The sequence below is a fragment of the Methanoculleus sp. UBA374 genome (genome assembly GCA_002508705.1).
GTDB lineage: Archaea > Halobacteriota > Methanomicrobia > Methanomicrobiales > Methanoculleaceae > Methanoculleus > Methanoculleus palmolei.
The window spans coordinates 133,518-153,347 of the sequence record DAYL01000013.1 but is presented as its reverse complement, the minus strand read 5'-3'; the positions used below and the strand labels follow the sequence as shown (position 1 = coordinate 153,347).

Annotated in this window: 23 protein-coding genes and 1 pseudogene; 16 read left to right on the top strand and 8 right to left on the bottom strand. The window is 60.7% G+C overall.

Annotated elements, in window-relative coordinates; translation table 11 throughout:
• The 9 genes and pseudogenes from BRA42_RS04250 to mtrH form a co-directional block, all read left to right on the top strand.
• Positions 1–297, top strand: a pseudogene (locus BRA42_RS04250) (methyl-coenzyme M reductase subunit alpha); the annotation flags it as partial.
• 196 nt (positions 298–493) lie between these two features.
• The gene (gene mtrE, locus BRA42_RS04245; protein WP_292405976.1) at positions 494–1,396 is read left to right on the top strand and encodes a tetrahydromethanopterin S-methyltransferase subunit E; all 903 of its coding nucleotides are present in this window, start codon (positions 494–496) and stop codon (positions 1,394–1,396) included.
• Positions 1,393–2,244 carry a tetrahydromethanopterin S-methyltransferase subunit D gene (gene mtrD / locus BRA42_RS04240; RefSeq protein ID WP_292405979.1) on the top strand — a complete coding sequence of 284 codons (852 nt, stop codon included), beginning with the start codon at positions 1,393–1,395 and terminating at the stop codon, positions 2,242–2,244. Before mtrE ends, mtrD begins: the two co-directional genes overlap by 4 nt.
• A complete protein-coding gene (gene mtrC, locus BRA42_RS04235; protein ID WP_292405983.1) occupies positions 2,245–3,096 on the top strand; it encodes a tetrahydromethanopterin S-methyltransferase subunit MtrC in 852 nt (283 codons plus the stop codon). It begins immediately after the preceding gene.
• Positions 3,097–3,381, top strand: coding sequence for a tetrahydromethanopterin S-methyltransferase subunit MtrB (gene mtrB / locus BRA42_RS04230; RefSeq protein WP_292405986.1), 285 nt, complete (start codon positions 3,097–3,099; stop codon positions 3,379–3,381).
• A 10-nt stretch (positions 3,382–3,391) separates the two neighbouring features.
• Positions 3,392–4,117, top strand: coding sequence for a tetrahydromethanopterin S-methyltransferase subunit A (mtrA, locus tag BRA42_RS04225; RefSeq protein ID WP_292405988.1), 726 nt, complete (start codon positions 3,392–3,394; stop codon positions 4,115–4,117).
• 5 nt (positions 4,118–4,122) lie between these two features.
• On the top strand, positions 4,123–4,335 hold the full coding sequence (locus BRA42_RS04220; protein WP_292405991.1) for a tetrahydromethanopterin S-methyltransferase subunit F: 213 nt from the start codon (positions 4,123–4,125) through the stop codon (positions 4,333–4,335).
• A 1-nt stretch (position 4,336) separates the two neighbouring features.
• Positions 4,337–5,080: a tetrahydromethanopterin S-methyltransferase subunit A gene (mtrA, locus tag BRA42_RS04215; RefSeq protein ID WP_292405994.1), complete on the top strand. Its 744-nt coding sequence runs from the start codon at positions 4,337–4,339 to the stop codon at positions 5,078–5,080.
• Between the two features lie 15 nt (positions 5,081–5,095).
• The gene (gene mtrH, locus BRA42_RS04210; RefSeq protein ID WP_342770579.1) at positions 5,096–6,133 is read left to right on the top strand and encodes a tetrahydromethanopterin S-methyltransferase subunit H; all 1,038 of its coding nucleotides are present in this window, start codon (positions 5,096–5,098) and stop codon (positions 6,131–6,133) included.
• A gap of 178 nt (positions 6,134–6,311) precedes the next feature.
• On the opposite strand, the gene BRA42_RS04205 is transcribed toward mtrH, so the two are convergent.
• Complete coding sequence (locus BRA42_RS04205; protein ID WP_292405997.1) at positions 6,312–7,277, bottom strand: EF-Tu/IF-2/RF-3 family GTPase; 966 nt, start codon at positions 7,275–7,277, stop codon at positions 6,312–6,314.
• Between the two features lie 152 nt (positions 7,278–7,429).
• On the opposite strand from BRA42_RS04205, the gene BRA42_RS04200 reads away from it, so the two are divergent.
• The 5 genes from BRA42_RS04200 (at position 7,430) to BRA42_RS04180 (ending at position 12,333) form a co-directional block, all read left to right on the top strand.
• On the top strand, positions 7,430–8,443 hold the full coding sequence (locus BRA42_RS04200) for a FecCD family ABC transporter permease (RefSeq protein ID WP_292405999.1): 1,014 nt from the start codon (positions 7,430–7,432) through the stop codon (positions 8,441–8,443).
• Positions 8,440–9,681, top strand: coding sequence for a heme ABC transporter ATP-binding protein (locus BRA42_RS04195; protein WP_292406002.1), 1,242 nt, complete (start codon positions 8,440–8,442; stop codon positions 9,679–9,681). The genes BRA42_RS04200 and BRA42_RS04195 overlap by 4 nt, the downstream gene beginning before the upstream one ends.
• A complete protein-coding gene (locus tag BRA42_RS04190; RefSeq protein ID WP_292406005.1) occupies positions 9,678–10,343 on the top strand; it encodes a hypothetical protein in 666 nt (221 codons plus the stop codon). Before BRA42_RS04195 ends, BRA42_RS04190 begins: the two co-directional genes overlap by 4 nt.
• A gap of 104 nt (positions 10,344–10,447) precedes the next feature.
• Positions 10,448–11,566 carry an ABC transporter substrate-binding protein gene (locus tag BRA42_RS04185; protein WP_292406008.1) on the top strand — a complete coding sequence of 373 codons (1,119 nt, stop codon included), beginning with the start codon at positions 10,448–10,450 and terminating at the stop codon, positions 11,564–11,566.
• 23 nt (positions 11,567–11,589) lie between these two features.
• Positions 11,590–12,333: a sugar phosphate isomerase/epimerase family protein gene (locus BRA42_RS04180; RefSeq protein ID WP_292406011.1), complete on the top strand. Its 744-nt coding sequence runs from the start codon at positions 11,590–11,592 to the stop codon at positions 12,331–12,333.
• Positions 12,334–12,339: 6 nt separating this feature from the next.
• On the opposite strand, the gene BRA42_RS04175 is transcribed toward BRA42_RS04180, so the two are convergent.
• From BRA42_RS04175 to BRA42_RS04160, 4 genes are all read right to left on the bottom strand, one after another.
• Positions 12,340–12,738, bottom strand: a complete 399-nt coding sequence (locus BRA42_RS04175) for a hypothetical protein (protein WP_292406014.1) — start codon at positions 12,736–12,738, stop codon at positions 12,340–12,342.
• Between the two features lie 228 nt (positions 12,739–12,966).
• Complete coding sequence (locus tag BRA42_RS04170; protein ID WP_292406017.1) at positions 12,967–13,752, bottom strand: energy-coupling factor transporter transmembrane component T family protein; 786 nt, start codon at positions 13,750–13,752, stop codon at positions 12,967–12,969.
• On the bottom strand, positions 13,683–15,215 hold the full coding sequence (locus BRA42_RS04165) for an ABC transporter ATP-binding protein (RefSeq protein ID WP_292406020.1): 1,533 nt from the start codon (positions 15,213–15,215) through the stop codon (positions 13,683–13,685). The genes BRA42_RS04170 and BRA42_RS04165 overlap by 70 nt, the downstream gene beginning before the upstream one ends.
• On the bottom strand, positions 15,205–15,771 hold the full coding sequence (locus BRA42_RS04160; protein WP_292406022.1) for a tryptophan transporter: 567 nt from the start codon (positions 15,769–15,771) through the stop codon (positions 15,205–15,207). The genes BRA42_RS04165 and BRA42_RS04160 overlap by 11 nt, the downstream gene beginning before the upstream one ends.
• 356 nt (positions 15,772–16,127) lie before the next feature.
• Here BRA42_RS04160 and BRA42_RS04155 point away from each other — a divergent pair, with 356 nt between their 5' ends.
• On the top strand, positions 16,128–17,255 hold the full coding sequence (locus tag BRA42_RS04155; RefSeq protein ID WP_342770578.1) for a V-type ATP synthase subunit C: 1,128 nt from the start codon (positions 16,128–16,130) through the stop codon (positions 17,253–17,255).
• A 10-nt stretch (positions 17,256–17,265) separates the two neighbouring features.
• The gene (locus BRA42_RS04150; RefSeq protein ID WP_292406029.1) at positions 17,266–17,910 is read left to right on the top strand and encodes a V-type ATP synthase subunit D; all 645 of its coding nucleotides are present in this window, start codon (positions 17,266–17,268) and stop codon (positions 17,908–17,910) included.
• On the opposite strand, the gene cmk is transcribed toward BRA42_RS04150, so the two are convergent.
• From cmk to BRA42_RS04135, 3 genes are read right to left on the bottom strand one after another with little or no spacing between them, the layout of a single operon-like run.
• A complete protein-coding gene (cmk, locus tag BRA42_RS04145; RefSeq protein ID WP_342770577.1) occupies positions 17,907–18,449 on the bottom strand; it encodes a (d)CMP kinase in 543 nt (180 codons plus the stop codon). The two genes, BRA42_RS04150 and cmk, sit on opposite strands and share 4 nt — an antisense overlap.
• Positions 18,449–19,066, bottom strand: coding sequence for a DUF106 domain-containing protein (locus BRA42_RS04140; RefSeq protein ID WP_292406034.1), 618 nt, complete (start codon positions 19,064–19,066; stop codon positions 18,449–18,451). Before BRA42_RS04140 ends, cmk begins: the two co-directional genes overlap by 1 nt.
• Positions 19,067–19,072: 6 nt before the next feature.
• Positions 19,073–19,648, bottom strand: coding sequence for an adenylate kinase (locus BRA42_RS04135; RefSeq protein ID WP_292406035.1), 576 nt, complete (start codon positions 19,646–19,648; stop codon positions 19,073–19,075).
• Between the last annotated feature and the right edge of the window lie 182 nt (positions 19,649–19,830).

Here is a 19,830-nt window from a genome sequence, read left to right as displayed (position 1 = left end):
GGCTCCGCAAACTCGCTCTCCATCCGTGGAGACGAGGGCGCGATCGGCGAGGTCCGCGGCCCGAACTACCCGAACTACGCGATGAACGTCGGACACCAGGGTGAGTACGCCGCAATCGTCGCGGGCGCCCACTACGGCCGCGGCGATGCGTGGTGCTTCGACCCGCGGGTGAAGATCTGCTTCGCCGACCCGGCCCTGAAGTTCGACTTCTCCGAACCGCGCCGCGAGTTCGCGAAGGGTGCAATCCGCGAGTTTATGCCCGCCGGCGAGCGCTCGCTCATCATCCCGGCCCGGTAGACCCAACACAATTTTTTTTTATTTAGAGTAACCAGGAATGACTAATACGGGTATTCCCAGTCGATTTTTAACGTTTCGCTCCAATATCGACGAAACTTTTCGAAACCTTTAATTAAGTCATAAACAACTGTTAAATGAACCAAAAAGGTTTTGAACTTACAGCTCCGGCGCAAAATGCGCCAGAGGAGGATGCTGAATGGAAGAGATTATATTTGGCATCGGCATTACCGCATTGGCAGGTGCTCTTGCAACCGTTGCCGGCGCTGCGGAAGACACTGAGTCTGACATCGGATCACAGGGTGACCCGAACTCTCAGGTTCAGCTCGCTCCGCAAATGGGGTATATTCACCGCATCTTTAACAAGGCAGTTGCCGGTGAACCCCCCGCGTACGGCCTGTGGGTTGCTCTGGGTGCAGGCCTTGCCTGGGCATTCATGGCGATGCAGATAAACCCGATACTTGCAATTGTGCTCGGGAGCGCTCTCGCGGTCTTCGTGCAGGGCATCTATGCGACAACCGCATACCTCGGCCGTACTGCAAGTCTCGCAAAATTCGGACAGCCGGTCTATATCGACATCTTGAAGTCGATGACAACCGTGACCATGGCGCATGCGTTCGTGGCCATCTTCACCACCGTCGCGATGTGTCACCTGATCATCAGCGCGCTCGGCCACCCCTTCCCGCTCCCGCTTCTCGGGCTCGTATGGGGTATCGCACTCGGTTCAGCTGGGTCGGCGACCGGTAACCCGTTCTACGGAAAAGAGCGGCAGTACCAGGAGCAGAAGTTCGGAGCCGGTGTCCCGATCTCTGCATCCGGCAACATCGTCCGCTACGCCGAGGCCGGACAGAGAAACTCACTTGACAACGGGTTCTTCAGCGCGAAACTCGGCGGCCCTGCGTCGGGTATCTGTTTCGGTCTGATCGTCTTCTTTGAACTCTGGCGTACCGTGGTCTTCGAGCCGCTCGCCGCCGGATGGGGAGCGGTCATCGTCGGTATCGTTATTATCCTGATCTTTGCCATCATCGACCGTTACATCGAGGTCTGGGCAAGAAAGACCTTCGGGCCCTACACAGCTCCTTCTGAGGAGGCATCATCATGACGGCGCTCGGCGGACCAAAACAGACTTCAGGCATCCAGCCCCCGACGGGGATGGGCCTCGTTATCAGCATTCTACTTATCATCGTCGCGATTGTGCTCGCCTATTTCCTGATACAGATGACCGGAGTGCTTGCCGTCATCGGCATCATCATCGGCGGCGTCCTGGTCGGGTTCGGCGTCCACTTCGTCCCGGTCGGCGGTGCGCCCGCAGCAATGGGACAGGCGCCCGGTATTGCGACCGGTGTGCCGATGCTCGCCGCCGGTGCCGGCCTTGCCGGACTCTTCGGCGGAGCGTGGGCCGCCCCGCTCGGGTTCGGTATCGCTCTCGCCGGCGGTGCGGTCGGCGGCGGACTCTTGATGGCAATCACCTGTACGATGGTCAACATCATCTACGTCTTCGGCATGGGCATCCCGGCAGCTTCCGGTAAGGTCGCAAAGGACCCGATCACGGGCGACACCTTCCCCGAGTACAAGAGCCAGGGTACCGAGGGGCACGGTCTCCCGTTCACGTCCTGGATCGGCGGCGTCGTCGGCGGCGCACTCGGCGGCCTCGGCGGAACGCTCATCTACCTCGAGCTCCTCAGCGTCTACCAGACACAGTTGCCCGTCATCCTGAGCACAACGGTCGAGCAGATTGCACCCGTCGCCGTCTCGCTTGCCGGTGTCTTCACGATTGGCATATTCCTGATCGTTGCCGTGCTTTCCGCATACAACATCACCGGTACGATCGAGGGGCCGCACGACCCCAAGTTCAAGCGGTTCCCGAGAGCGGTCATTGCAGCCGCCGTGGCATCCGCCGTTGCAGGCATGTTTTCGATCGCGCTGCTCGAACTGGTGGGGGTATTCTAAATGACGGTTAAAGTTGAAGTAGGAGCAGGCGGCATCCCCCACAACCGGATCCTGATCTACGGGCTCGTGGGATCGCTCGTCTTCATCTATCTGACGCTCCTGAATGAGGTCACCCAGACCCAGTACTTCTCGTTCTTCGGCGGACTCGCCGCCGTGGCCGCACTCCTCTGGGGTACCGACACGATCAAGTACCTCTGCAGTTACGGTCTCGGCACCGGTGTCCCGTCGGCGGGTATGATCGCGCTCGGGTCCGGCGTCATCGCCGCGCTCTTCGGAGCCACGACCGGCATCTTCGCGCCTATCGTGACGATCATCATCGCCGCGATCATCGGTGCGGTCGCCGGGATCATGGCAAACCACGTAGTCCGGATGGACATTCCGGTCATGGTCACCTCCTTGATCGAACTTGCAGTCGTCGGTGCGATGACCGTGCTCGGCCTCGCAGCCATGGCCTGCGGAACGTTCGGGTTCCTCGGCATGATCACCGGTGAGATCGCGATCCTCGGGTTCACCGTGCAGACCTACGAATACTCTCTCATCGGTGGCAGCATCATTGCCGTCATCTTCATGCTCGGCGCCATCGCCATCCAGCACTCCTTCAACGCCTGCCTCGGGCCGGGGGAGAAGCAGGACCGGACGCTGATGCTCGCTGCAGAATGCGGATTCCTCTCCATGATCCCCATTGCAGTCATCTCGTTCGCATTCATCGAATTCCTTCCCGCTCTCGTCTCGCTGGTGGTCTCGGTCATCGGGTGGATCTACACCTACACGCAGTACATCGCGCTTGCAAAACGTGATGCCTATGCATGGCTCGACGCAAAGCCGATCCTTGAGCCAAAGGGAGGTGCCTGAATGGCATACATTCAGGTACTGCCTGAGTTCGGGCTGGTTGCCGACCCGATAGTCGGCGTCGTCACCACCGCCGGTGTCTCGTACACCCCCGTGCTCGAGCAGGTAGCGGAACTCGAGAAGATCACCGACGACCTGGTCGGTATGCTCTCCGGAGAGGGCAACTTCCTCGCATCGTTCCCGAACAGGGAGGGTGTTCTGAAAATCGCCGGAAGCGTGACCGCATTCTGGTACGGCATGGCAATTGGCCTTCTGGTTGCCGGTGTCGTCGTATTAGGACTGCTGTGAGGTGAAGAACATGGTTGAGAAAAAATCACCGGCCAGCGGATGGCCGATCGTTCAGGGCGACTTCCACACGGGAGATCCAGAAAGTTGTGTCGGCGTCGTCACCATGGGTTCCCACCTCGATGAGCAGGGTATCTGCGATGCCGGAGCGGCAATCGCGGGGTCCTGCAAGACCGAGAACCTCGGCCTTGAGAAGATCATCGCAAACATCATCTCCAATCCCAACATCAGGTTCATCCTCTGCTGCGGTACGGAGGTTAAGGGACACCTGTCCGGCCAGAGTTTCATAGCCCTGCACGCAGGCGGTGTCTCCGGCGGCAAGATCGTCGGGGCCCAGGGAGCCATCCCGTTCATCGAGAACCTCTCCGACGAAGCGATCAAGCGCTTCCAGGACCAGATCGAGATCCTCAACATCATGGAAACCGAGGACATGGGCACCATCAAGGCCAAGATCGATGAACTCAAGGCCAGAGACCCCGGTGCGTTTTCGGCTGAACCCATGGTCATCGAGGTCAAAGAAGCGGGCGGTGCTGGAGAGGAAGAAGCAACCGGCGAAGTGCAGCCGCTCACCGGAGAACTGGCACTGATACACGCACGGATGAAAGTCATCGAGCGGATGGTCACCGATATCGGCTACCGCGACAGGTTTGCCGCCGGTGTCTACTCGGGTAAGATCGAGGGGCTCATGATCGGCCTCATCGTCTCGTTCGTAATTATGGGGTTCATCTTGCTGGGGTGAGATAAATGGCAGAAGAAACTACACAGGCAGCAGGCCCCATCCGGATGGCTGCAATCAATGCAATGATGAACTCCATCCGGTACAAGGCACAGATCCTTGCCCGCACGAACAAACTCGAATCCGGGATCATGGGCATGGGAATCATCGGGTTCACAGTCGGGCTCGCCGTAGCCATGCTCCTGATCGTGATTCCGGCACTGATGCTGGGGGCGATCTAACATGGCCGAGAAAAAATCACCGGCCAGCGGATGGCCGATCGTTCAGGGCGACTTCCACACGGGAGATCCACAGAGTTGCGTCGGCGTCGTCACCATGGGTTCCCATCTCGACGAACAGGGCATCTGCGATGCCGGAGCGGCAATCACCGGGTCCTGCAAGACCGAGAACCTCGGCCTTGAGAAGATCATCGCAAACGTCATCTCCGACCCAAACATCAGGTTCATCCTCTGCTGCGGCACGGAGGTTAAGGGACACCTGTCCGGTCAGAGTTTTATGGCCCTCCATTCCGGCGGAGTCGCCGGCGGCAAGATCGTCGGGGCCCAGGGAGCCATCCCGTTCATCGAGAACCTCTCCGATGAAGCGATCAAGCGCTTCCAGGACCAGGTCGAGGTCGTCAACATCATGGAAACCGAGGACATGGGCACCATCAAGGCCAAGATCGATGAACTCAAGGCCAGAGACCCCGGTGCGTTTTCGGCCGAACCCATGGTCGTCGAGGTCAAGGAAGCGGGCGGTGCCGGCACAACGGGAGTTGCCGTTGCAGGCGCGAACCCGCAGTTCCTTGAGATCGAAGAACGGCTCAACGCCATCGAGGAGAAGATCGAGTTCGTCGATGCAGAGATTGCCCAGCGTGTCGGAAGAAAGATCGGACGCGATATCGGCATCCTGTACGGACTGGTCGCAGGTTTGATTGTATTCATGATGTTGTTGGTATTACTACCCAAATTGATGGGGTACCTGTAAGGAGGATTGACGAATATGTTCAAGTTCGAAAAAGAGCAGACGGTACACGACTTCAACGGTACCAAGATCGGCGGGCAGCCTGGAGAATACCCGACCGTGCTCGGTGCATCCATCTTCTACAACAAGCACGAAGTTGTTCTGGATGACCACACCGGAAAGATCGACAAGGTAAAGGCAGAGGGGCTCTGGAACCGCTGCCAGGAACTCTCGGATATCACCGGCATTCCGCACTTCATCCAGATGATTGCCGAACACGCTGAAGCCTTCGATAGTTACATCGACTGGTTCTGCAGCATCGATGACAAGACCGCGTTCCTGATGGACTCGTCGGAACCCAAGGCGCTTGCACACGCATGCCAGTACGTCACCGAGGCAGGCGTCGCCGACCGTGCGATCTACAACTCCATCAACGGTTCGATCCTGCCCGAGAACATGGAGGCCCTGGCAAAGAGCGACGTAAACGCAGCAATCGTCCTCGCCTTCAACCCCGGCGACCCGTCGGTCTCCGGACGCGAGAAGGTGCTCACCGAGGGAGGCGTTGCCGGACAGGAGATGGGGATGCTCGATATCGCAGAGAAATGCGGCATCACCCGCCCGATCCTCGATACCGCAGCGACCCCGCTCGGCCTTGGCTCCGGCGGCTCGTACCGTGAGATCCTTGCCTGCAAGGCAATCCACGGTCTCCCCACCGGCGGCGCCTACCACAACATGACCGTCTCCTGGACCTGGCTGAAGCGCTGGAAGGGAACGAAGAAGACCCCGTCGCAGCAGCTGGCCGGCCTCGAGGGCAAAGACGCGCTCATCGAGCAGCTCACGCACCACTACCTCGGCGGGACGGACGGTATGCGCCAGGCGGCCTGGTCCGCGCCCGATATCGGCTGCAACATGGTTGCAAGCACGCTCGGCGCCGACCTCATCATGTACGGCCCGATCGAGAACGTCGAGGCGATGATCACCGCACAGGCCTATGTGGATATCGTTGTGCTGGAAGCGGTGCGAGATCTCGGCATCGACACCCAGGTCGACACTCACCCGTTCTTTAAACTCATCTAACCTTTTTTTGCCGCCCGGCTTTCGCCGTGACTGTCCCGAAGTTGCATCTCCTCTGCAACCGGAATACGATGCTTCATGAATGCGAGCGCCGCCAGGTACGAGAGGAGACGGAACCCGGGGAAAACTCCACAGCCGGAGCACTCAAAAAGAGTATGTTACCCTGGAAACCAGGGTCCGTTCAGGGCAGTTTGATGTGCCCGGCGATCCTGAGTTTCCCCCCTTCGAGATAATGAAGCACCGCCGTATCGCCGGGGAGGTAGACGATGTCTTTTTCCAGCGCAAGCGTAAGCGTCGGCTGCCGCCAGTCGCCGCCGTCCCGCACCGCCTCCACCCGCGCCGGAATGAACTGCATCCAGTGGCCGACGTGAAGCACCGTTCCCGCCGTGAGCGGGGTCGGCCAGTACCTGACCAGCGTCGCCTGCACTTCAAGAGTCGCACGGGTCTGGACCGCAGGGTCGTTTGAGAGGACAAAGCCGCGGTCGAGATCATCGGACTCGATGTTTTTGAGCGCGATCCCCACGCGGTCGCCCTCGGCGGCCCAGTCAAAGTCGTTGTCGTGCTTCTGGATGGAGCGCACCATGACCGCCCGTTCTCCCGGGTAGACCTTCAGGGCGTCGTGTTTCTTAATGCCGCCCCGCACCACGTCGCCGAGAACGACCGTCCCGATGCCGTGGACGTTGAAGTGGTGATCGATCGGGACCGTCCCCACCGTCCCGGCACCGGGCGGAACGGGTGTACGGGCATGTGCCTCGCGAAGCAGGAGGTCGCGCAGTGCAATCGGGTCTTCGTCCACAAACCGGTAGTGTTCGAGCACCGTCCCCCGGAGAAGCGGCGCGACCCCATCGGGAGTTAAGTAGTTCCGGAGGACGATGTAGCCCTGCTCTATCTGCGCTTCATCAAGCATCAGCACCCACTCGCCGAACGTCGGGGAGATCTCATCAACCACGATGAGTGCCGCGTCCGCCGTCGACGCGGCGTAGAAGAGCGGAGCCAGCCGCTCGGGATACCGCGTCGGTTCGACGATGGTGACGGTGTCGTCACCCTTCTTCAGGTTATAGAAGGTGATATCGGATTCCGTGCCTTTCTTCCCGAGGTCCTTCGCGTAACCGGCGGGTCCCAGCACGACAACATTCAGGTTGCCCATATAAGGAGAGATTTGACGGCCAATCGTATGAGGTTTACCTAGGATGACGGAGATCAGGCCGGCCATCCTGCGCCCATCTTCGGAAACCTGCCGCGTGAGAGATAACAAAATGGATTTAATAATATCAAGACAACTTTAATTATTATATTAAAATGTCCAGACGCAGGCTGATTGCAGTCCCGATCCTCATCTGCATCCTTCTCGCCAGCATGATCCTTGCTGTCGCCCTCGGACCGACCAGTATCTCGATCTGGTCGCTCTTCAACCCGGAGATAACCTGGACGATCATCTGGAGCCCGGAGACCGGCCTCATCATCCGTCCGCTCGGATATGATGCCGATTGGATGATCCTCTGGGAGATCAGGACCCCACGGGCGATTGCAGCAGCGCTGGTCGGGTGCGCGCTTGCCGTAGCAGGTACGGCCATGCAGGGGCTGTTCAAGAACTCCATGGCCGACCCCTACATCCTCGGCACTTCGGCCGGCGGCTCACTCGGAGCCGCACTCTCGATCGTCCTCTTCGCGGGTGCAGGACTGCCGATCTTCGCATTCGTGGGGGCGGCAATCGCCACTTTTACCGTCTACACCATCGCCCGCCAGGGCGGGAAGATCCCGGTCGAGACGCTCCTGCTCTCCGGCGTCGCCCTCTCCATGCTCCTCTCCGCGTTCCTCTCCTTCCTCATGTACACCTCCGGCCGGAGCCTCCACCAGATCATGTTCTGGCTGATGGGAGGGTTCTGGAACGTCTCGTGGGACGACGTCTTCGTCGCCATCCTCATCCCGATAGGGTGCGTGGCCATCTACCTCTACGCCCGCGACATCAACATCATCTCGCTCGGGGAAGAGGATGCGATTCACCTGGGCGTGAACGTCGAACGATTGAAGCAGATCCTCCTCTTTGTGAGCGCGTTCCTGACGGGCATAGCGGTCTCCATCGCAGGAGCGATCGGGTTCGTCGGTCTGGTCACACCCCACGTGATGCGCCTGATCGTCGGACCCGACCACCGCATCCTTCTCCCCGCTGCCGCCCTTGCAGGCGGCATCCTCCTCGTCTGGTCCGATACGCTCACGCGGACGTTTGCCGGCGACATGCCGGTCGGGATCCTGACCGCCTGCTTCGGCGCACCGTTCTTCATCTACCTTCTGCGGAGCCGGATGAAAGCATGAAATCGGTCGAGATCATCAATATCGACGTCTCCTACGGCGCAAAGAAGATCCTCGAGGCGATCTCACTTTATGCCGATAAAGGCGAGATCCTCGGGATCATCGGACCGAACGGGTCGGGAAAGACGACGCTCTTAAAAGCGATGAGCCGGATCGTCGCTCCGGATTCCGGAGAAGTCCGCCTCAACGACCAGAGCCTTGCGACCTTCAATTTCCGGGAGCTGGCACAGCAGATCGCCGTTGTGCCGCAGGATATCGCGATCAGTTTCGATTATACCGTGCGGGAGATCGTCATGATGGGGAGGCACCCCTATATCGGGAGGCTCTCCTCCGAGACCGCCCGGGACCTGGAGGTCTGTGACCGCGCCATGCACCTCACAAACGTCGCGCACCTTGCCGATTCATCGGTTCACGAGATCAGCGGCGGCGAACGGCAGCGGGTGCTCATCGCCCGGGCGCTCACGCAGGAACCGAAGGTCCTGCTGCTCGACGAGGCCACCTCGAACCTCGATATCAGCCATCAGATCGAGATCCTCAACATCATCAGAGACCTCACCGGAAGCGTCACGGTAATCAGCGTCTTCCACGACCTCAACCTGGCCGCCTGCTACTGCGACCGCCTGATCATGCTCAAAGAGAAGAAGATTGTTGCCGTCGGCGAGCCTGAAGATGTGCTGACCCGGGAGACGCTCAAGGCGGTATACGGGATCGACGCACTGGTAAAACCGCATCCGCTGACAGGGAGGCCCTATGTCCTCCCGATATACGAACGCACCGCAAAAGATCGGCCGACGGAGAGGGTGCATGTCGTCTGCGGCGGGGGTATGGGGTCCGATCTCCTCTACGCCCTCCACAAGGAGGGGTTCCGGGTGAGTGCCGGCGTGCTCACGGTCCTCGACACCGACTATGCAACGGTAACGGCATTGGGAATACCCTGCGTCGCCGAGGCGCCGTTCTGCGCGATCTCTCCCGATGCCAGAAGCGAACTTGAGCGGTGCATCGACGAGGCGCATGCCGTCGTCATCACGGCAATGCCCATAGGATGGGGCAATATCGAGAACATCCGGATACTGGAGCGCCGCCGGAACAAGCCCATTATACTCCTCAACAGCAAAACCCAATCGTTTCAGGATTTCACCGGAGGTGAGGCCGAAGCGATCGTTCGCGGGCTGCTCGACCGGGGGGCGGTCGAGGCGGAACGGGTCGACCGGGTGCTGCAGATCCTCAGGGAGACGGCATGACCCACCGCTGCAGAACCACGGGCGCCGACAGAGAGGAGAGAGAGGACACGCTCTTGCAGCACCGCCGGCCCGCATACCCCGCGCATTCACCCTGCGGGGCAGGACAGCAGACCGCGGATCTGGCCGCCAACCGGGCTTTCCTGCCCCGGGGCGGTCCGACGGACGAGCAACTTATTGCGTATGCTCTGGATATAAAAGACCGGCCGCGCGAATATGCATACGTCTTCGATCCGGCCGGGCAGTTGCTCTTTTGCCTGAAAGGCGAGCGGGCAGCAATCCAGTTCGATTACCGGGACCGATTTCGCCTTTTCCAGACGATATTTCTCCACAACCACCCTCTCGGGAGTTCATTCTCACTCGCGGATATTCAGACGGCCTGCGCCTTCAACATGCAGGCGATGCTTGCCGCAACCAGGACACACCTCTTCATCCTGACGCCGCCGAACCGCGATCCTTTCTTTACAAGAGGCCATTACCGGGACATCGTCCGGTGCTACAGAATACGGAGCGCGATGCTTCCCGCTTCGCAGCGCCTGACGATCTGTGACCGGCTCTGGGATGCGATATCTGTGGATATGGACATGACCTACACCCGGGTCCGGCTCGACGGATCTACCTCGCCGGGCGACGCGATCGGGGATCACAGCCCCGGTAGCGGATAACCTCCACCGAATCCGGGGAACCTCTGCAAAAGTGAGAGGTCCAGAGAGGCCGCAGGCGTCAATTTGTAAAGGTTTATTACTCTAACACAATTAAATTTATAATTATGCGAAACATGCTCCTGATGGTCTCCGTCTCCCTGGTCATTGCATTGTTCCTGTCTGTTGGTGCAGCGGGCGCAACCCTCGCGCCTGACGGAGACACCACCCCCATCGTCCCGCCCCCGGAAGAATCAGGTAACCTCTCATCCGGGGGACTCACTCCAGCGGCAACGGAGACCGCCGGGAGAGTCGTTACGGTGACCGACGACTCCGGGGAGACCGTCGTCATCCGGGGAATACCGCAGAGAATCGTCTCGCTTGCCCCTTCCAACACCGAGATCCTGTACGCCCTCGGTCTGGGGGACCGGATCGTCGGTGTCGCCGATTACAGCAATTACCCGCCGGAGGCTTCCGATAAACCGACGGTCGGCGGCTACAGCAGTGTCAACCTCGAGCGGGTGGTCGCGGCGGAGCCCGACCTGGTCGTTGCCGCGCTCGGCAACACGGAGGAGGTGATCGACCGCCTGAGAGGGCTCGGGATGACCGTCCTCTACCTCGACCCGCAGACTATCGACGATGTCCTGAAGGATATCGAACTCGTCGGAGCGGCAACCGGACAGGAGGAACAGGCATCGGCGCTTGCTCTTGACCTCCAGAACCGCACCCGGGCAGTGACCGATAAGACGGGAGATCTGGCGGAAAAGCCGTCCGTCGCCCATGTCGTCTGGCATGACCCGATCTGGGTCAGCGGACGGGGGACGTTCCAGGACGAGGTTATCACGATGGCCGGAGGGACCAACGCATTCGGTTCGGTTGACGAATGGAGCATCGTCGGTCTTGAAGAGTTCATCGCCACGGACCCCGAGTACATTATCGTCAGTTCCGGCACCGGCATGACCGAAGAGGAACAGAACGTCATCTACAACTACTTCATGAACGAGTCCCGGATGCAGAACCTGGAAGCGGTCAGGAACAACCATGTTTATGTCATCGACGCCGATATCATCAGCCGGGGAGGTCCGCGAATCGTGGACGCCCTCGAGGAGGTGGCGGGAGACATTCACCCGGACCTCTTTGAGGCACCCGCAAGGACAACAACCCCTGCAGCCCGGGCGCCGGGATTCGGCGCGGTCCCACTCGTCTGTGCGCTGTGCATCGTCGCCCTATTCGGGACGAAGAGGTAGAACGAAACGGTAGCCAGGGTCCCATGCCGCCGATAAAGGATATCGGGTGCTCCACCTGCTGCCTGATGGACCGGACGCTTGAAGAGGCGCTCGGCTTCATCTCCCGCCGCACGAACCGTGCGGAGGTCCTCTCCGACGGCCCCCACTCCCTCTTCCACACCGAAGAGGCCTGCTATTCGTTTGACCTCCGGTACACCGTCCATGCCCCGGTCGCCGATATCAACATCGCATCCGACAACGAGCACCTGCGAAGGGCAAGCGTCCGGGTCCTTGACGATCTCACGAAGATCTGCGACCGGATAGGCGCCGAACGGCTGGTCGTTCACCCGGGGCATTTCTGGGGAGAGGAGATGCAGGATGCCGCCGGGCAGGCCCTGAACCGCTCGCTCGGCGACCTCGCCGCAATCCAGGAGGAGGTGAACGTCCGTCTCGCCGTCGAGAATATGGGGGCATGGGATATCTGCTTCTTCAGAGAGCCGGAGTTTCTCGACCGTCTTGCCGACCTCGGCCTCGGTTTCGCCCTCGACGTGGGGCACGCCCATGTCAACGGCAACCTGGACTCTTTCCTGGAACGGGGAGGGGCGATCCACGTTCACCTGCACGACAATTTCGGCAGCCGGGACGACCACATGGCGTGCGGTGAAGGAAATATCGAGTTCTGCCGTGTAATGCAGGCCATTCCGCAGAACGCCACGAAGGTCGTCGAACCGGTATCGTTCCGGCAGTATGAGTCAAGTCTCAACTATCTGAGATCAGTCTTTCCGTGAACCGCCTCATCGATTCATCCCGATCAGCCGTTCCACCGCCGCGCGGAATTCCCGAAACTCTCCCGAGACTTCGGGACCGGCGGAGCCGGGATAGCCGTTTGCACCCCGGGAAACGACAGTCCGTCCACCCATCTCCATCCGCAGGTACCAGTAGGTGACGTCGGAGCAGGAGTATGGAGAGACGTACTCCGGCTCCCACTCCCGGACACCGAGCCGGTCGGCGGTCTCCAGGAACCGGACCCACTCCTCCGGTGTCGGCGCGACCTCGGTCACCACGCCGGAGTAACCGCCCGCACTCGCATATTCGTAGAGAAGTCGGCCCTCCACAAGCCTGACGTAGAGGGACGGCCCGACGCTCCCGCCGATGTAGAACTCAAACGCTGCCGGTGGCGTACCGTCGTGCATATCCGTTACTTCGTTAATCCGGGCATCGGTATAATCTTTGTCAAACCGGCGGGACACCGGCAGAGACGTATCAACTCCTCCCGTCATCTCCCGTACCGAAAAATTCACGCAAAGTGCAGTCTCCCCGAAGAGGAGGAAACTCGAACACCGAAAGGTTACGAAGTGCGAGCACGGCGAGTTTGAGCATCGAAGGTGCGAAGGAGGAGAGGGGCAGGAACCGGTGCCGGGTTATACGACCAGGACGGCCAGATACCCGGCGACCATAAGGCCCATACAGAAGATCCCGGCGATATCGGCTCTGCCCGGGGCGAGGTCGCGCATGGGCGTCCGCCGGCCGGAGCGGTATCCCCGGAGATCGATGGTCAGCCCGAGGACCGTGGCCTTCCCGAGAGAATTTGAGACCAGGGGGATGATGATGGGGAAGAGACCCCGGATCTTCCCGGTAAATCCCTTCCCGGGGTTATAGGCACGGGCAAGTTGCGCCTCATGGATCCGTTTTCCCTCAAGCTGCAGGCTCGGAATGAACCGGAGGGCAATCAGGAACATGAGCGTGTAGTCCACGGGCATCCGGAGGCGGTCCATAAGGTGGACAAGGTCGCGCGGCTGGGTCGAGATGACCAGGAGCTGGAAGACAAAGAGCATACTGCAAAATCGGAGCGACATCGCGGCCGCAAGAGAGATCGCTCCCATCGTGACGGGAAAGGCCCCGCCGATGACCGGAACAGCCGGCGGGACCAGATAGCCGAGAGTTTCCCCGCTCTGAACGGTGAGGATGGTGAGGACGAACAGGCTTGCCGCGAGCGAGACGAGCAGGGGTACCTGGCGCAGGAGGTCGCGAACGAGCCCTCCTGCCGCCGCTACGGCCACGATCACGCCGACAAGGACCGCGAGCATCACAGTGTCGCTCGTCAGCACCGCGAGGACCACGACGACGACCGCAAAGATCAGTTTGGTGATCGGGTGGAGGCGGTGAAAGACGCTCTCCCGGATGACGTACTGCATAATTTCAGGCATGGTTCCTCCTCATACTTTCTCCTGTCGCCGACGATGCTCCCCTGCTCCATCCTGACGATACGGTCGGCGTATTCCTCCCCAAGGCGCATATCATGCGTCACCATGATGATTGTGCGGCCTTCCGCCGCAAGGCGGCAAAGGGTCTCCATGACCCGCGCCGCCTCCCGCGCGTCCAGGCCGGTCGTGGGTTCGTCGAGCACGATCACCTCCGGCCTCATGGCGATGACACAGGCGATGGCCAGGCGCTGCCGCTCGCCCCGCGAGAGCGACCGCGGGTAGGCCGCCTTCCGGTGGAGGAGGCCGACCTCGCGAAGGGCCGCATCGACCGGCTCCTCCGTGCTCTCCGGGTCTATGTTCCGGAGGCCGAACGCCACTTCGTCCCCCACGGTCTCCGCGAAGAGCATGGTGTCCGGGTTCTGGAAGACCAGGCCCACGTGGCGCGCGAGTTCTGCGACCGGGATGGCCGCGGCATCGAGCCCGTCGACGAAGACGCTGCCCTCGGTGGGATGGAGCAGCCCGTTGAAGTGCTTGATGAGCGTCGTCTTCCCCGACCCGTTTTCTCCGACCACAGCCACGATCTCGGCGGGAGCAATCTCGAGGTCGACTCCGCGGAGGGCCGCAATGCCGTCGTAACGGTGGACGAGCCCCCGGACGGATATGATGGGAGACGCCCCTGCCGGGCGGGCCGCTCCCGGTGCCGGGTGCCGGGCGCCGTCCGTCGGCGGCTCCGGGAGGCCGTCCGGCATCATGTCAGCAGAGGGCCCCTCCCGTGCAATCTTCCCGCCTTCGATCAGGACCGTACGGTCCGCGATTGCGGCAAGCGCGGCGAATTTCTGCTCGACGATGAGCACGGCCGTTCCCTCATCCGATAGCCGCCGGAGGAGGGCGGAGACCGCCCGGGTCGCCTCCGCGTCCAGCTCGGCGGTCGGTTCGTCGAGGATCAGGATCTCCGTTCCCAGGGCGAGGGTTGCGGCGATGGCGACCCGCTGCTTCTGCCCACCGGAGAGGGTGTGGGGGGCCCTATCCGCAAGGTCGGCGATCCCGGTCGCCTCCATCACGTCGCGGAGCCTCCGCTGCATCTCAATTTTTGCGATCCCGAGGTTCTCAAGCCCCGATGCCACCTCTTCCTCAACGGTGGTGAAGATGAGCTGGGCGTCGGCATCGTCGAAAACCACGCCGACGCGCCTCCCGATCTCTGCCATGCCCCGGTAGTCCCGGACGTTCTTCCCGGCAACTGTGATCGCGCCCTCAAGCGTGCCGCCGTACTCGTGGTGGAGGATGCCGGACGCGGCAAGGCAGAGAGTCGTCTTCCCGGCCCCGGTAGGGCCGGTAACGAAGACGATCTCGCCCTTCCGGAGATCGAGGCTGATCCCGTCGAGAGCCGGTGAGTCGGAGCCGGGATACGTGTAGGAGACGTCTCGAAGAGAGAGGACGGCTCCCCCCTCGCCCGCCTCAGGACTCATCGACTTTCCTCGCACCCTGTGCCGGAGCCGCGTGCCGCGCACCACGCATCAGAGCCCGCGACGCCGGCACCACAAGCGCCTGCCCGACGACGGCATTGACCGCCGCCGTGATGAGGACGATCGGCACGGTGACCACGAGGAACGCCTCGAAGGTTCCGTAGGTTCCAAGGATCGTCGGGGCCACGGCGAGGAGCGCGATGATGATGAAGGAAAACCCGCTCGCAAATGTGGCCAGAAGCGTCGTCACGGCCGGGGCAAGAGCAAAGCGCTCCTTGAGCACCAGGTAGGCACCGAGACAGACGACCGCCCCGATGGGCTCGCTGACGAGGTTTGCAGGCGGGAAGAACGAGTGGCTGATGAGAGCGCATATGATGCCCGCCACAACGCCGATCCCGAGGGCCTCGCGGAACGTGGGCACGATGAGGATGATGGCAAGGCTATAGAAGGCGATCACGAGGTTCGATACGATGGGGCCGGGGATCAGGAGCGACATGTACCTGATGATGGCCCCTACGGCAAGGAGTATGCCGACAATTGCGATATCTCTCGATTTCATGGTATCAGTTTCTGGAAATGGTGTTCAACGAGCGATCCTGTTTGAATTCGGGAAATCAATGCTCGCGCCAGCGAGACCGGGGCAACGGCCGAAAGGACCCCCCAGGGATATTCTCAGTGAGGAGGGGCAAGACGGAAGGGACCTGCAACATAGTACACACCACTGCACATAATAGAACATTAATGTATATATATTTGGCGGGCGCGAAACCGGTCCGGAACCGGTCATCGCTGCAAAGAGCAGGAGCGCCGCAACGAACATCGCGCCGACCGTCAACCACCACCGTGAAACTCTCCGGGCCTCACCCCCGTCGCCAGGTGTGCCTTTATGAGAGAGTACGAACATGGAGGTGCAACATGACCCCGACCGGGGTATCCTCCCCATCGTGCATCTATGCCTGTACCCGGTTCCGGGTCCGCAGGACGAACCTCATCTTCCGTGAAGAGTATCCGCGGATCATGCAAATGAGCATCCCGGAAGTCATTGCTCACCTCGGGCGGCGGGAGGAGTACCGACAGGAGGTCGTGGACCTGGCGCACGACTACGCCGGGGCCCAGCTCATTGAAGAGGCGGTAAACAGGAGTCTGGCGCGGTCGTTCCGGCATGCCATGCAGATCGCCCCGGGAGACCTGCAAACCCTGACCGGGGAATACCTCACCCGATGGGACATTGCAAACGTCATGGCGGTCCTGCGCGGCACGGTGCACGAGGTACCCCGACAGCAGGTCCGCGACCTCCTTATCCCGGCGGGAGAGGTCGACAGCGCGCTCCTCGACCGCCTCCTCACCTTCACGACCTGTAGCGACGTCCTCGAAGGCCTCCGGGACTGGCGGCTCTACCCGGTCCTTGCAGAATACTACCGGATCTGCGGAGAAAAAGGCGTCTTTGCCCGGATCGAGAACGAACTCTATCGGCAGTACTACGCAGGACTGCTCAACCTCGGTTCGTCCGGGTGCAGCGGGTGTCAGGAGTTGATCGCCTATCTCCGGTTCGAGATCGACAGTACCAATATGAAGAACCTCCTCCGGCTCCACTGTGCAAAAGAGGCATGCGATATGACGGTCATCGACCGGACCATGATCCCGGGCGGTCGTATACCCATCGCCTTCTTCCGGCGGCTCTACGGTACCGAGACGGAGGGAGAGTTCGTCAACATCTTCCTCACGACCGATATTGCCCCGGTCCTTGCAGAGGCGGTGCGCGGACTCCGGCAGGACCCGGACTTCGCAAGCGTCGACGCTGCGGAACTGGTCTGGGAGCGGTGGCACCAACGGCGGCGGCCGGTCCATGAAATCGAGATGGCGGTCACCCGCGTCCGGCTCCGCCAGATGGAGTCTCTATCCCGGCGCCACCCGTTTTCGGTGCTGCCGGTAATCGCATACCTGGAGCGAAAGAGGTACGAGGTCGCGAACCTGCGGGCAATCGCACGAGGAAAAACATTTGAACTGCCGTCCGAACGGATATGGCAGTACATCGTCCTGTAGGCCATGCACCATGACGACGGCTGACGACATCAAACCCACCCGGTCCGGTCTCCTGATTGTCAGGCGGCGGATGACGCTTGCGAAGCGAATACACCGGCTCCTATCCATGAAACTGGACGGCATGATGCTGGAGCTCGTCAAACTCGTCGATCGGGCTGCCCTGCAACGCGAAAAACTTGAGGAACGTTACGCCGGGGCGCGGGAGATGGCGGCAATCGCCGCCATGATGGAGGGGGGAACGGGCGTGCTCCTCGCAGCGCTCTCGGTCGAGACCATCCCGACCTACACAACCGGGCACAAAAACGTCTTCGGGGTGCGGCTCCCGGACCTCGAGCCGGTGATGGTAAAGAAGACGCTCGACCAGCGGGGCTACGGCATCCTCGGGACCTCGCCGGTCATCGACGACGCTGCCGACGCTTACGAAGACCTCCTTGAAGCAATCATTGCAAGCGCCGAACTCGAAGGCGGGGTCAGGAGACTGCTCGACGATATCGAACGAACCCGCCGAAGGGTGAATGCTCTGGAGTTCAAGGTTATCCCGGAACTTACGGAGATGTACCGGTTTATCGAGTATCAGCGCGACGAGATGGAACGACAGGAATGGACGCGGCTCCGGCGCATCAAAAAAATAAAAGCAAAAAGAGAGATCCGCTAATGAGCGGCCGCCTGTCGCGTAAGGCATGCGATTGCGGTGTCGACGATTGCACCGAGTGCCTCCACGCCGAAGGTCTCGGACGAAAGGACGATGTCGTAGGGGGAGAGATCGTCGATCTCAATACCGTAATAGTTCAGGTAACGGGTGGACTCCGACCGCTGCCGGTTCTCCGTGTAGGCCCGGGCCCCCTCTTCGTCCATCCCGTCGCGACCCGCGATCCGCTTTGCCCGGCAGGGAAGCGACGCAGTGAGCCAGATCCGGAGATCGGCGTTCTCGACCATCCGGCCCGAGAGCCTGCCCTCGATGATGATGTTCCCGGCACTCTCACCAATCTCTTTTTGCCGGGTATCGATCATCCGATCGACCGAAGGGTCGTTCTCTGCAAACCTGCCGAACTCAGCGAGGTCCATGCTGTGCTCCCTCGCAAGCTGGCGGAAGACCTCTCCCGCGGAGATGAGGTCAAGCCTGTACTTTGCGGCAAGATACCGGGCAAGCGATGTCGTACCGCTGCCCGGCGGCCCGCTGATGGTTATCCGCATCAGAGCCCTCCGATATTGAGCGACTTCCTGATCACCTGGCTGATAGCAAGCGAACAGATCATGTACCAGAGAATCCAGGCCGGGACAATCCAGAATGCAAAGTCCGAGAGACCGACGGTCCCGATGAAGGGCAGCACGATGCCGTTCGTGATGGTGGCCGGCGCACCGAGCGGCGGGAGCCGGAAGAGGAGCCAGAAGAAGATCGGCACCGTCAGCAGGAGGATGATTGCCATCGGAGTAAACTGCTGTCGGGAGATATCGAGCTGGTCCTGCATCATCCGCTCTTGCTTTCCCTGGAGTTTTTTGATCTTCTTTTCATCTCCGGAGAGCTGGGCCTCCCGGAACTCTCTCTGGAATGCCCGCGCCCTCTCCTGCGTCTCCTGCATCTTCTCGTAATCAATGGTATATTTCTGGACGAGCGATGAATAGAGACCGGTAATGCTGGAAAGAACCAGAATCATGACGAAAAACGGCACACCGAATACGTCGATGAACGGCCCGAACAGCACATTCATCGCTGAACCGACCGCCACCCGGAACCACTCGATGCTGTACGAGAGCATCACGAGCATGGTAAACACGAGAGCGATTGTCGGGCCGTGCTTCTTCAGGTCCATATCAGGTTACCTCAGCACACTTACCAGGTCGTCGACGCCTTTCTCGAGCAGGAAGTTCTCGTTCCTGACAATCTTGATAGTGCAGCCGGTATACATCGCATACGCCGCGCTGACGGCGCGATTGAACTCCTGGTGCTCGGCAATCGCCCGGGAGCCTTCCATGTCACGGACTCTCGAGTCGTCACCAAGCCGACGCATCAGGATCTGGTCCGGGTCGGTCTCAACCAGCACGACGATGTCTGGCATCAGTTCACGGAGCACCCACTCGGGCAGCCCCGCAAGGAAACCCGTCGGGGTCTTGACGCTGCTGTGGGTATCGACGATGACGTTCGCGTTAATACTCATAGCAGCGATCTCCGAGGCTGCCGCCTGCTGGAGACGCTTCTGCACGTCTTTTCCGAGTTTGCGCATCTCATCGCGATTCGAGACCAGGTTCTCCTTTCTCGCCACGTCAAACATGAACGTGCCGAAGTTTACGGCTTCGTAAGCGATGCCCTCGACCGCCAGTCTCTCCATCGCACCGGTGATAACGGTGGTCTTCCCGACACCGGGAACCCCCGTAACGACAACTTTCTTTCCCAACTTTCTCACTCCCAGTAGGGTATCATTCGCAGTAAAATAAATCCGTGCCTTGAAGAATAATGCCTTTCGGAATCATCCAAACCCGGCGGCCGCGGCGGCCGCCCGGACAAAAAACGGCTGTGAAGGGAATTGTTCCGGGAAAACTCCCCAAGAACTCGCTCCCCTTCGAAGCGAGCGCGTCG